The following is a 13,605-nucleotide window of genomic DNA, read 5'->3' as shown; positions in this document are numbered from 1 at the left end:
TCTCCCCCACGGTTCAGATTCAATTGGCCACATGGCCTCCCCGAATGAACTCCCCGTGTCTGCTGCTATTGTGATCCTTCCCCCTTCTTCGTAAAAAATGGTAAAAGAACGGCACCCCAAGAAAAAGAAGATCTCCTAAGTCTGCAAAACGAAAGTGATAGACAACCCGCTGCTCGCTGCGTGATTGAACCGCGCCGCAACCGAAGCCCCCCGACTTGCTGTCGGCGGCAGAAGAAGCCGGCGGGGTCGTGCCGGTCCCGCCTCCACTTCCGCCATCTCCTCCTACACTGCTGCAGCCGGTACTGTCGCACGGGGCGGGAATCGAGGCGCTGGAGGCTTCATCGGCGCCGATGTCGAACCCGCCGCCAAAGGGTCGGGCCTGGCCGTCGAAATCAACCGCCGGTGCGTTCACGGCAGTCGCTTTGTCGACGGCGGCGGAATCGGTGTGAATATGATAGTCGCGCACCGCGATGTTGACATACTTCGGATCGGCCGAGACATCGCCGACGCGGTTGCTCGGAATCTGAAAACTCGGATCGGTCGCCAGCTCTTCAATATCTTTTGTATTTTGGAAAAAGAGATTGTGACCGACCTCATCGAAGGTGTTTTGGCTGTCCCGGTTCGAAATTCCCTTGTTCCAGTTGGTCAAGAGATTATTCACGATGGTGACATGGGTGGAGGTCCTGTCTCCCGCCGGCGGATTGCCGATTGCAATCCCGGCGAGCGACACACTGAGATCGCCGTCAAGTGTATTGTTGACGATTTGAACTTGATCCGACTTATAGAGCAAGATCCCCGCCTGGCCGGAGTGAAGGGTTCCATAGAGAATGTTATTCGTTATTTTAATTTGGGTGCCGTGTGAAACAAAGATATGTTCATTCCGACTATCGAAAACTCGGTTTCGGGTGACCACAATGCCGGGATTGCCGAGTGCATGGATCGCAATCCCATGGATGGTATTGGAGATAACGTTCCCCTCTATCTGAACACCGGTCGCCTCACCCGGGCCGCCATTGACCGCGATCCCCTCCTCAAAGCCATAAGGGACCGTCTGGGCCGAAATTTTATTTCCCCGAACCGCTGAATTCGTAAACCGGTCGAGCCAAATGCCAAAGATGCGCTTAGGAGGGGTCGGATCTCCACTGATCGGGGTCACCAGAATATTTCCCTCAACCCGAATTCCCGATCCGACCGGCGTGTCTTTGTATCCGACGCCGTCGATGACCGCTTCGCCGGTGGTTCCAAAGGAGGCAAGCGTCACCTGATTCTGACTGATCACAATCTGTCGGGCCGCACCGAACATGACAAACGGCCCTTTGTGAGCGACCGCCACATTTCGGGAAAGGGAGATCGTCGCCGCGGTTCCATCCGTTCTTGCCAGTTGGATATACCCCGAGTTTTCAAATCGATTGTCGCTGATGACGATCCGTTCCCCGCTGCTGTTCGTATCGGACACATCAATTCCGGCATTGTCGCCATCTCCCAAAAAGCGGAGGGTCAGCCGACGGAGGGTGAGATCGACATGGTTGTTCGACCCTTCTCTTCGGATAAAGGTAAATGCCTGGCCATTTTGCACCTGCGGCAGCAGCGTCAGCGGCTTTGAATCGGCCCCCTGAAGATCGACCTTCCCCCAGAACCGGATTCCGAAGGCATCGACCCCTTCCGTCTTACCGGTGCTGGCAAAAAGGATCTGATAACCCCGCGGGGCGACGCTTCCATCATATCTTAAAATCGCGGTCGATCCGTCCTGCTTGCCGACATGGAGCATCAGCAATCCCCGGCCGGGGGTGCCGATGTCTTGATCGATCAAGACATTGTGCCCCTCATCAATCGTCACCTCATCGCCATCCCCCGGCACTTTCCCACCGATCCAGGTTGAAGGAGAGGACCAAGGACCGGAGCTGCCAGAGGTGATCGTGGCCGCGCCCGACTCCGTTGCGATAAAGGCAAGGACCAGGAGGGCGGTCGCCGCCGTAAAAGAAATCCGCCGACCTCTCCTGAAGAGGAAATAGAAAAGGGGCCAGAAGAGCAGGAGAAGATCGCCGAGATGCGATTGATTGAATTTCCGTTTTTCGGAGGTGTTCTCCACTTGTCCGCAACCGAACCCGGAATGGGACGAGCCCGAGGAGGGTGTTCCGCCATCCGGTCCGGGACCCCCGGCCGGGCCGGGGTTCACGCCGGGGCCGGGATCTCCCGGCACCGTCACGGTCGTTTGATCGGTGGCGCTGTTGTTGGTTAAATCGGAGTCGTCCACCGCTCCGGTCACCGAGACGGTGTTCGCAAAGGTGCCGGCCTTTGGATATTGAAGGGTGATCGAAACCGTCGCCGTCGCCCCGCTGGCCAGATCTCCCAGGTCACAAGAAATTCCCGACGCCGATTGACAGCTCCCCGGAGCCGCTGTCACCTTGACGAAGGTCGCGCCTGCCGGAGGTTGATCTGTAAAGACGACGCCGCCGGCGGTCTCCGGGCCGTGATTGGTGACCGATGCCGTGTAAACGACATCGGTCCCGACCAAGATCGGATCGGCCCCCTTCGTAACGGCGACCTGAAGATCGGCCCTCCGGGGAGAAATCAGGGTCGTCACGGCCGCCTGATTGTTGGCAGCGATCGGATCGGTTTCCTGCGCTGAGACCTGAACGGTGCTTTGAATCGACCCGACCTTCTGCGCCGTCCATTGGACCGTGACGGTGGCTTGCGCCAGGCTTGCAAGCGCGCCGAGCTGACAGCCGGTGTTTTTGTCGCACGTTCCCTGGGTTCCGGAAACACTGCTGACATTGATCTCGGCTGGGAAGATAAAGGTAAGCGCCACCCCGCTCGCCGCGCCGGCGCCCTGATTCTTCACCTTGATGGTATAAACGACCGGCGCGCCGACGCTCGCCGGATCGGGCGCATCATCGACCGTCACGGCGAGATCGGGGACGGGAGCCCCGCTGTATTCATCGGCGCCGATGTCAAAACCGGCCCCCGACGGCCGCGGCGCCCCGTCGAAATCGGTGGTCGGCGCGCCTGAAGCGGTTCCTTTGTCAATCGCTGCAGAGCCGGCCTGGAGGTGATAATCGCTCGCAGCGAGATTCACATATTTCGGATCGCTGAAGACATCCCCCGTCCGGGTGCTCGGAATCCGGTTGTTGGGATTGGCCGCCAGATCTTCAATATTCGTCACATTCTGGAAAAAAAGGTTGTAGCCGACCTCTTGAAAGGTGTTCCCGCTATCCCGATTCTGCATTCCCTTGCTCCAGCGGGTAATCATATTGTTTTTGATGACCACATTGGTGGAAGTTCTCGGGGGATTCCCAATAGCAATCCCGGCGGTGGAGACTGCAGGAGTACCATCCAAGGTGTTATTGATGATTTGGACCTGATCGGTCACATAGAGTAAGATCCCCGCCTGGCCTGCGTTGAGCGTTCCATATAGCACGTTGTTGGTAATCTGGATTTGGCTCCCTTCGGATATAAAAATATGCTCATTTCGATTGTTGAAAACTTGATTTCCCGTAATCACAATTCCAGGGCTGCCCGGGCTGGGCATGTGCACCGCAATACCATGGATTGTTTTTGAAATAACATTCCCCGCTACCAGAATATTGCTTGTCTTCGCCGGTTCTGCCGGGTTTCCAAAGACAGCAATCGCCTCCTCAAAACCATAGGCAACCGACTCTGCTGAAATAGTATTCCCCTGGATAACTGAATCTGAAAATCCCATCAGCCAAATCCCAAAAACGCGCTGAGGCGGAGTCGGATCTCCGCTGATCGAGGTAAGAATCGTATTTCCCTCAATCCGGATGCCGGAGCCGGGTCCGAGGATGCTATCGATCGCCGCTTGCCCCGGCGACCCCTTCGGGAACGCCGCCAGCGTGATCTGATTTCGATCGATCGTCAGATTACTCGCCGCCCGAAACTGAACGAACGAGCCCCGATGGGCGACGGCCGTATTGCGGCTGACGGAGATCACGGCAGCCCCTTGGCTTCCATTGGCATTAAACAGCTGAATCGTCCCCGACTGCTCGAATCGGTTTCCTTCCAAGACCGCCCGCTCCGTCGATCGGCTGGGGCCGGTGCCGGTGCCGGTGACATCGACCGCCGCGCTGTTCTCATCGCCGGCCCATCGGAGGGTCACCCCGCGAAGGATCAGATCGACATGGCTGCTTCCCGGATCTTTTTCGATGAAGGTCATCGCGGAGCCGTCCTGCACCACCGGCTCGATGATAAAGGGATGGTCGGCCGCTCCCTCGAGATCGACGCTTCCGAAAAAATGGATCCCAAACGCACTGCTCCCCCGCGCCTTGCCGCTGCTGGCAAACCGGATCGTGGTCGCCGTCCCGACCGGCCGGCTCTGCCCGGTAAAGAGAAGGCGCGCCGTCGACCCGTTTTGGGTTCCGACCCGAAGCATTCGGAGGCCCGAAGCAGCACCGATGTCCTGATCAATCTCCACCGTATGGCCGTTTGCAATCACCACGTCGTCCCCATCGGACGGGAGAACGCCGCCGCTCCAGGTGGCGGCGGAGGACCAGAGGCCCGACTGCTGAGAGGTAATGGTCGCAGCCCACAGCAGATCCGGAAAGAGGAGGATCAAAAACAGAAGGATCCCCTCTTTTGACAGTCTTCTCCCTATCCCCAAGTTATATCGCTCCATTCCGGACAGGTAAGGAATGCAAGAGGGGGACCCCGACTTCAAAGGGCCCATAAAGATCCCCACCGAATGTTCCTTATATAAATTTTTCAATGTCTTAGGAAGCTGAGGCTGTGCCGTAGATGTGCAATTATTCTGCCTGTTTGTGAAAGATTGCCAACAGTATGCAATTCCGTTCAGTAATGGGGCCCACTCACTCTTTTGGAATCTTTACAAAAGAGGGATATTAAAGAGGGATATTATCGAGCGGATTTGGAGGGTCCGACGCGGTAAAGGTAAAGCTTTCCGATCTGCTCCATCGCGCCGGCGGAGTAAGTCGGGGCAGCAACGACAAACCCGGTGAAGGTTTTCGAGACAAGGGAAGCCGCTGCGTCGCCGAAGAGCGCCCGCTCTTGGTTTTCTCCGGCGTTCGTCCAGGCGGGGGCCGTTGCAAGCCCGCGCGGCCCGCCGAGGTATAGGGAGACTTTGCCCGACTGGACCCGATTATTCTCCTTCTGCTTGGAGCCGATGAGAAGATCTTCATAGCCGTCCCGGTTGATATCCCCGAGCGCCGTCACCGAGGTGCCATATTTGGCGTCGATCAAATCCTCTCCCGAAGCGCTCCAATTGAACTTTTTCGACAGGCCGAAGGCCGATCCCGGAAAGAGAAAGGCCTTTCCCGCATCGGTATGACCCGGGGTGTCTTGAAAATAAGCGCCGACCGCCAGGTCGCGGAAACGATCGCCGTTGGCATCGAGCGTCGTCATCGTCAAGCCGAAGGCGGCTCCCCCTTGGTTTTCTCCCGACGACATCCAGACCGGAAACTCGGACGGCCCCCGCGACGAGCCAAGATAGAGGAAGACCTTTCCCAGCAGCCGGGGGGCCGCCACCAGAATATCGGCATAGCCGTCTTGATTCATGTCCCCCGCCGAGGCGACCTTCAGGCCATAGCCCGATCCGGCGGCATGGTCTCCCAACGAGGTCCAGGCCGGCTTGTCCGACGGTCCTTTCGGACCCCCCATATAAAGGTAGGCCTTTCCGACCGATCGCTCCTTTTCGTTGAAGCCGCTCGCCCCAATCAAGAGGTCGTTGTAGCCGTCCCCGTTCACATCCCCCGCCCCCGCCACCGAGGTGCCGAAAAACGCCCCTCCCTGACCGTCGCCCGAGGAGGTCCAAGCCGGCTGATTCGCCAGCCCGGCCGGCCCCCCCAGATAAACATAGACCCGTCCGGTGAACGCCCCCTTCTCACCTGCCCGATAGTTGCTCGCGCCGATCACCGCATCGGCGAATTGATCTCCGTTGAGATCGACCAGCGCGATCGACGCGCCGAAATAAGCCCCCTCCAGGTTCTCTCCGCTGCTGCTCCACGCCGGTGTGTCGGAGAGCCCTTTTGCGGTTCCAAGGTAGAGATAAACCTTTCCGGCGTCGGCCCGGCCGGTATTATAGGCATTGGCGGCCACCAACAGATCGGGAAAGCCGTCGCCATTGACGTCGCCGGTCGCCAGCGCCGAGCCGAAGTGGGAGAAGACCGCATTCTCCCCGGTGGTGCTCCAGATCAACTCCACCGGCGGGAGCGGAAGCGGCTCGGGGCCCGTCTTCCCCAAACTGCAGCCGGAGAGGGCCGAGAATAGGGCCAATAGAAAGGCCGCCACACCCCCTCTCATCAATATTATTTTTCTGCTTTTTATTTTTCTGCTTTTTTTGCTCGGCCGGGTCACACCGCACGCTCCTTGGATTGAAACGGGCCATTATACCAATCGCTTTCAAAAAAGAAAAATGCTAATATTAAAGCAAGGCCGAGGCACTCGAACAGAGCCGAACCGACAGGAGGAAGAGAAGACGAATCTTTATGGAAGCACGAGCGGTTTAAAACCGCAGCAGATCAAACGGCTGGAGCAGATCGGCCGTCGCAAGATTAAATCAGACCAGGTCATCACACCGGAAATCGCCCGGTTGATGACCACCCTCTCATTTGAGATTGGACGCCAAATCGGCATCCTGGTCGGACGGGAAGGAGAGATCTACTCCGTTCTCGTCGGGAATGAGCGGGAGATCCTCATCCCCGATCTCACCGAGCTGCGCGTCAGCCGACGGGGGCTGCGCGGGATCCGGCTCGTCCACACCCATCTGAAAAATGAAGCGCTGACCGAAGATGATCTGACCGACTTGGCGCTGCTGCGGCTCGATCTCGTCGCCGCCGTCGGAGTGATTCAAGAAGGCCTCCCCGGAACGGTCTACCTCGCCCATCTCCTTCCGCAAAACCCCGACGGCAAAATCTATGAGATCCACCCCCCCGTCTCCATTCATCAGCTGAGCCTGCCGCTCAAATCATTCCTGGCCGCGCTGGAGGCGGAGTTTGACTCCGGGGAGCGGACCCTCGCCGTCGACGGCCGGAAGGAGAAGGCGATTTTGGTCAGTGTTTCGACCACGCCGCGGATCGATCAGGAGGCCTCAATGGATGAGCTGGCGGAGCTCGCCCGCTCGGCCCGGCTCGTTCCGATCGACCGGATTTATCAGCGTCCGAAAACCTTCCATCCGAAATATCTGTTGGGCCAAGGGAAATTAAAAGAGGTCGTGATGCGGGCGCTTCAGCAGCGGGCCGACCTGTTGATCTTTGATCAAAACCTCACCCCCCTTCAGGTGAAGGCGATCGGCGAGATGACCGAGATGAAGGTGCTCGATCGGACGCAGCTGATTCTCGACATCTTCGCCCAGCGGGCGCAAACCCGGGAGGCCAAAGTGCAGGTGGAGCTGGCGCAGCTTCGGTATCGGCTGCCGCGGCTGGCCGAGCGGAGCACCGCGCTGTCGCGGCTGACCGGAGGGATCGGCGGAAGGGGGCCGGGGGAAACCCGGTTGGAGGTCGACCGCCGCCGGACGCGCGATCGGATCGGCCGGCTGGAGCGCGAGCTCGAATCGCTTGCCGAGGCGCGGGGGCGCCGGCGGGTGCGGCGGGTCAGCCAACAGATCCCGATCCTCTCGATCGTCGGCTATACCAATGCGGGAAAGTCGACCTTGCTCAATGCGCTGACGAAAAGTGACGTCCAGACCGAAAACCTTCTCTTCGCCACTCTCGACACCTCGACGCGTCGGCTTCGCTTTCCGCGCGAGCGGGAGGTGATCATCACCGACACGGTCGGATTTATCCAGTCACTTCCCCCCGACCTTCTCGGCGCCTTCCGATCGACCCTCGACGAGCTGCGCGACGCCCACCTGTTGCTCCATGTGGTCGATGTCAGCAACCTCCATTTCGAGCAGCACATCCAGACAGTCAATAAGATTTTGAATGAGTTGGAGCTGGAGAAGACCCCGCAACTGCTGATCTTCAATAAGCGGGACCGGGTCGATCCGGAGATGGTCCACAATCTCTCTCAGCGGTACGACGCGATCGCGATCTCGGCGCTCGACCCGGAGAGCCTCGGATCGCTCTTGGCGGCGATCGAAACCCGCCTTTGGGACGAGCGGCACGAAGGAAGAGGACGGCCCCCCGCGCCGTCGACCTATCGTGCGACGAGCCCCGAAGCGTAACCCCTTCAGACTACGATTCGATGTGATCCCTACGCCGCGGCGCGGCCGTCTTTTTCCAATTCTTCTTTCAGGGAGAGAAATCGAACCAGATCCCGCAGCGAGAGGGTGCCGATGAGCCGCCCCCGGTCCATTACCAGGAGCCGGCTGGTGTGGCTTTGATTCATCTTCGCCAGCGCCGTCACCGCGTCGGCATCGGGCGAGATCGCCTGGTCGAAAGAGCAGGGCTTCGCAATCTCTCCCACCGTCCGCCTCGGCCACTCGTTCCGCGGAATCTCCTTCACCTGATTCAACTCCACGCAGCCGACCAGCTCGCTTCCGTTCACCACCGGAAACATCTTGTGCTGGTGCTGGTAAATATATCCGTCGACCAGCTGAGACAGCGTCACCGACGGGTTGACCGTCACCGGGTTGGGCTGCATGAACCGACGGACCGACTCCCCTTCCAGCACTTGGCGCGTGAGGAGCTGCTGATAGGCCGACTTCGCCGCATCCCGGACAAAAATCCCAATCAGGAATTGCCAGACCCCACCGATGAAATTTCCCTGCAAAATGCTGGCAACCCCATACAGCACCAGAAAGATCCCGAATCCCGAGCCGATCGCCGCAGAGATGCGGGTGCCCCAGAGAAGGTCTTTCCGCCATCCCCATAAGATCGACCGAAGGACCCGGCCGCCGTCGAGCGGAAACGCAGGGACGAGGTTGAACCCCGCCAAGATGGCATTGATCACACCGAGGTAGCCGAAGACGCCATAGATCGGCGCTCCCCACCCGCTTCTTTGGCCGAAGACGTAGACACCGTAGAAGAGACCCGACAAGAGGAGGCTTGAGAGCGGCCCCGCGAGCGCCATCAGAAACTCCACCTTGGGGCTCGCCGGCTCTTCATCCATCTCGGCCACCCCGCCGAAGATAAAGAGGGTGATCCCCCGCATCTGAAGCCCATACCGGCGCGCCACCAACGAGTGGCTCAGCTCGTGGAAGACAACCGATCCAAAGAGTCCCAGCGCCCCGGCGACCCCCATGATCCAATAGGTTTGAGCGGAGAGGGTCCGATATTCGAACGGGAAGAAACCCTCCGCCAACGACCAGGTGACCATCAGCGCAATCACAATCCAGCTCACATCGACATGAACCGAAAACCCGAACACCCGAAACAACTTCAATTTTCTGCCGAACATACCCTCTCCTCAGGCCCGTTAGCGACCTCAACCACAAGTAGACTCTGAAAACGATCTCCGCCCAAACTCAATAGAAGACAATGGAAAATCAAATGAATTTCAGAAACTTTTTCTTAATTAAGAATAACGTGTTTCGATTCGCGCTGTCTATATTGAGACGGAAGGAGTAATCCGCCTGGATGAGTTTTCCTTCGAGGACGACAGCACACGCGTTTGATAACGATCCGACGTATTCAAGTTTTTTCAATCAGGCTCAAGCTGAGCTGTACGCCTTAAGGATAATATCCACCTGGATGAATTGACTCATTCTCAGCCAAGACTCTACCATAGGGGTATTATTATCTATTCCATTTATCCCCTCCGAGCATCCTTTATGAACCCCCACATAGGAGCCCCCCATGAAATCGCAATTGATCGTCCTTGCCCTGCTCCTGGGGCTCTCCATGCCCCTCTATGCCGCGCTACCCGAACCACAAAGTCAAACCGAGAAGATTCAGACGGCCTACGGACAGCTTCCTTTAAGCTTTGAAGAGAACCAAGGACAAACCGACGCCCACGTGAAATTTCTCTCCCGAGGACAAGGGTACACCCTCTTTTTGACTGCTACCGAAGCGGTGCTGACGATTCAGAGGAAGGTCGACAGTCGAGCGGGAAAGAACCCTCTCCTTCCCCCCTTGGTGTTGGCCATGGGACTCTCCGGGGCCAATCGAGCACCGGCCATTTTAGGAGAAGAATCGCTTCCGGGAAAACAGAACTACTTGATTGGGAATGACCCGAAAAAGTGGCAGACTGATATTTCGACCTACCAAAAGGTGAAATACCAAAATGTCTATCCGGGGATTGATCTGGTCTACTACGGCAATCAGCGGCAATTGGAATATGACTTTGTCATCGCTCCCAAAGCCGACCCAAGAAAGATTGAACTTCAGTTTAAGGGGGCAGAGCGGATAGAGATCGATGATCAAGGTAATTTGGTTCTCTCGGTTCAAGGGAAGATGACCCAACTGCAAAAACCAATTATCTATCAAGACAACGCCGGCAAGAGACAAATCATCCCAGGTGGCTATCTCCTGAAAGGAAAGGAGAAGGTCGGCTTTCAGGTCACGGCATATGACCGCACCCGACCGCTGATTATCGACCCGGTCCTCGGCTATTCGACCTATTTGGGTGGAAGTTCTTTTGATGGCGGAACTGCGATTGCAGTTGATAGATCGGGCAATGCGTATATTACAGGAACAACTATTTCATCGGACTTTCCCACCACCGCAGGATCTTTTCAGACCGTCGCTCCTTCCTCCGATGCGTCGAACGTATTTGTGACAAAACTGAATCCTGCGGGGACCGCAATCATTTATTCGACTTACCTGGGAGGGACCATAGAGGATCCCAATCTGGATGAGGGGGATGGTTACGACGAAGCATCTGGCATTGCGGTGGATGGATTAGGAAATGCTTATATCATAGGACGAACCAATTCTAGAAATTATCCGGTGGCCAACGCCATCCAGCCGGCGTGGGCCACCGGGGGTTGCGGTGCGCATGGGGTCCACTCTCCCTGTTTTGATGCTTTCATCACTAAGATCAACCCCCCCGGTAATCAGCTCGTCTACTCGACTTATCTCGGTGGTACCGACGATGATCAGGGCGCTGCCATTGCTGTGGATGCCGGCGGCAGTGCCTATATCGCAGGGACAACCCGGTCAGGTAATTTTCCGACAGCCAATCCGATCCAGCGCTCTTTTGCAGGAGGGAACTGCGGTCCGGAACAACTCTCAGATGGCGATCACCCCTGTCGGGATGCCTTTGTGGCAAAGATCAATTCCACCGGATCCGCCCTGGTCTACTCGACGTTCTTAGGCGGCACCGGAAGAGAATCCGGAAATGGCATTGCAGTAGACCCTTCCGGAAATGCTTATGTCACCGGCTGGACCGACTCTATAGACTTCCCTACCGCGAATGCGATACAGCCCGCTTCGGGTGGCGGCTCCTGTAGCCGAAGCTCTGAAAAATTCATACCGGCTCCCTGTCCCGATGCTTTTATCACAAAATTAAATATGAATGGGAGTGCATTTGTTTATAGCACCTATTTAGGAGGAGCCCTTTTAGAAGAAGGCCGTGGCATCGCCCTGGATTCCTCAAATCAGGCCTATCTGACCGGCCAGACCACCTCGGTCAACTTCCCCGTGACTGCAGGAGCATTCCAGACCACAAAGGGGGGAAGTGATTCCAGTTCTGATGCCTTCGTTACGAAGCTCAATGCAGCCGGATCGGCGCTAATCTATTCTACCTATCTGGGTGGGATCCGGTCGGACGAGGGCCATGGAATCGCGGTCGACGCGTCTGGTCATGCCTATATTACCGGCTTGACCCGGTCTGAGAACTTCCCAACCGCATTCCCGATTCAAGCCTCAGGAGGGGGCTGCCAAGACTCCAATGATTGTACTTTTAATGCCTTCGTTACTGCGTTTAATCCGGCAGGAAGTGCGCTCATTTATTCGACTTATCTCACCGGCCGGACAGGCTTTACGAACGGACAAGGCATCGCGGGCGATTCCTTCGGCAATATGTATGTGACCGGAGGCACTTCTTCGAACACCTTCCCAACCACGCCGGGCGTTATTCAACCTTCCTATCAAGACGGCTCCGACGCATTCGTCAGCAAGATCGCCGTCACGCACTCTTATTCCGACGGCTTCAATCGCGCAAACTCGACCACCCTCGGCTCCAACTGGAACGAGTATCTGGGTAACTTGGAGATCTTTAATAATACCGTCCGAAACACGACCGCGGCCAACAAGGCGGCCGTCTATGCACGAGTCTTCGGTCCTGATCAGGCCGTTTCTGCAGATTGCAAGCTCACTGAAGCAGGCAGTTCCTGCGGGGTGATGGCCCGTTGGTCTTCCGAGAGCAACTTCTATCGCGCCCGCCTCGACGTCGGTGCTCAGAACATCGCACTGTATAAGACGGTGAATGGAACGACCACCCGGCTGGGAATCTCGACCCGTCCCCTCGCCTTTAACACCTTCTATCGGATTCGACTCGTCGTCCGAGGGGCCAGTGTGTCGGCCTACTTCGCCAACGAGAGCACTCCGGCCATCTCAGTCAGCGACACCTCGCTTCCCTCCGGCAACCTTGCCGGCATCCGCTCGTACGCTTCCTCTGTCTATGCCACGGTCTTTGAGAACTTCGATGTCACCACCCCTTTGGCCGATACCTTCAATCGTACGAACTCGACGAGCTTGGGAGCGAGTTGGAATGAATATCTGCCGGATCTGGAGGTCTTCGAAGGGGAGCTACGCAATGTCAGTGGCGGCGGACAGCCGAAGGCAGCGCGCTATCTCACCTCGGTGGGACCGGATCAAGAGATCGCTGTCGACTGCAAGGTGACGGCTGCTGGGAATGCCTGTGGCCTGATGGGGCGTTGGTCGGATGCGAATAATTACTATCTGCTCAGACTCGATGCCGGCGCCCAGAATATCGCGCTCTTTAAAGTGGTCAACGGCACCACCACGCGTCTGGGTCTCGTCAGCCGGCCCTTGAAGTTTAATACCTATTATCGATTGCGGCTGATCGAAAAAAGAAATCGCTTGATGGCTTTCTTCGGCAATGAGAGTGCCGCAGCGATCTCTGTGACTGATTCCTCTCTAACCTCCGGCAGCTTCGCAGGCATCCGTGCGTTCGCCTCGGCCGCAGATACCACCTTCTTTAATAATTTCGATCTAACAGTGGCACAGTAAAGATGACCTAACAAACAATCGCGATTCATTTCTCAGAACATCGCCCTCTTCAAAACGGTCAACGGCGCCACTACTCGGATCGGCATTGCCGGGCGGTCGATTCAGCTCGACACCTATTATCGACTTCGCCTAATCGTGAAAGGGACCTCGCTGGCGGCCATCTTCGGCAATGAGACTTCACCGGCGTTCACCGCCTCCGACGCCTCCCTGGGTTCGGGCGATTTTGCAGGGATTCGCGCCGCCGCTTCGGCATTTCATACGGTTTGGTTTGATAATTTTGATGCCGGTGTGGCGTTTGATCCGTTTGGGAACGCTGCCGCCGATCATGGGAGCGCCAACAACCGGAAGGGAGCCCTCAGATCGGTGGAGACGAAGGGGTCCATGACGGGGGTGGCGGATGCGCCATGAACCGGAAGGGAGCGTTCGATCCCATTTTGATCAGCCTTTTAGGCACCGCTTGGTTCTGCCTTCTTTGGAAGAAATTGAAACGCAATACCCCTAAGTGAATTCTATTGTCAGCGTCCCAACAGATCCCCCTTCGGCCTAAATGCGATAATAC

General features: G+C 57.1%; 6 protein-coding genes. 3 read left to right on the top strand and 3 right to left on the bottom strand.

Features of this window, described 5'->3' with window-relative positions; translation table 11 throughout:
• Positions 1-19 precede the first annotated feature (19 nt).
• Positions 20-4,618, bottom strand: coding sequence for a right-handed parallel beta-helix repeat-containing protein (locus HY282_01670; GenBank protein MBI3802455.1), 4,599 nt, complete (start codon positions 4,616-4,618; stop codon positions 20-22).
• Between the two features lie 251 nt (positions 4,619-4,869).
• Positions 4,870-6,261, bottom strand: a complete 1,392-nt coding sequence (locus HY282_01665; GenBank protein MBI3802454.1) for an FG-GAP repeat protein — start codon at positions 6,259-6,261, stop codon at positions 4,870-4,872.
• 124 nt (positions 6,262-6,385) lie between these two features.
• On the opposite strand from HY282_01665, the gene hflX reads away from it, so the two are divergent.
• Positions 6,386-8,134: a GTPase HflX gene (gene hflX, locus HY282_01660; GenBank protein ID MBI3802453.1), complete on the top strand. Its 1,749-nt coding sequence runs from the start codon at positions 6,386-6,388 to the stop codon at positions 8,132-8,134.
• 29 nt (positions 8,135-8,163) lie between these two features.
• On the opposite strand, the gene HY282_01655 is transcribed toward hflX, so the two are convergent.
• Positions 8,164-9,309 (bottom strand): site-2 protease family protein, encoded by a 1,146-nt coding sequence (locus tag HY282_01655; GenBank protein MBI3802452.1) that lies wholly within the window; start codon positions 9,307-9,309, stop codon positions 8,164-8,166.
• A 398-nt stretch (positions 9,310-9,707) separates the two neighbouring features.
• On the opposite strand from HY282_01655, the gene HY282_01650 reads away from it, so the two are divergent.
• Both HY282_01650 and HY282_01645 read left to right on the top strand, forming a co-directional pair.
• Entirely contained in the window at positions 9,708-13,046 is a 3,339-nt protein-coding gene (locus HY282_01650; GenBank protein ID MBI3802451.1) for an SBBP repeat-containing protein, read from the top strand.
• Between the two features lie 135 nt (positions 13,047-13,181).
• Positions 13,182-13,454, top strand: a complete 273-nt coding sequence (locus HY282_01645; GenBank protein ID MBI3802450.1) for a hypothetical protein — start codon at positions 13,182-13,184, stop codon at positions 13,452-13,454.
• Positions 13,455-13,605: the final 151 nt, after the last annotated feature.

The organism is Candidatus Manganitrophaceae bacterium, assembly GCA_016200325.1.
Taxonomy (GTDB): domain Bacteria; phylum Nitrospirota; class Nitrospiria; order SBBL01; family Manganitrophaceae; genus Manganitrophus.
The sequence above is the reverse complement of the archived record's forward strand: the minus strand, read 5'-3'. Positions and strand labels throughout refer to the sequence as shown.

Bases quoted from the DNA above. Each gene is read 5' to 3' on its own strand.
- hflX (MBI3802453.1), top strand. From the start codon at position 6,386: ATGCTAATATTAAAGCAAGGCCGAGGCACTCGAACAGAGCCGAACCGA.
- HY282_01655 (MBI3802452.1), bottom strand. From the start codon at position 9,309: ATGTTCGGCAGAAAATTGAAGTTGTTTCGGGTGTTCGGGTTTTCGGTT.
- HY282_01650 (MBI3802451.1), top strand. From the start codon at position 9,708: ATGAAATCGCAATTGATCGTCCTTGCCCTGCTCCTGGGGCTCTCCATG.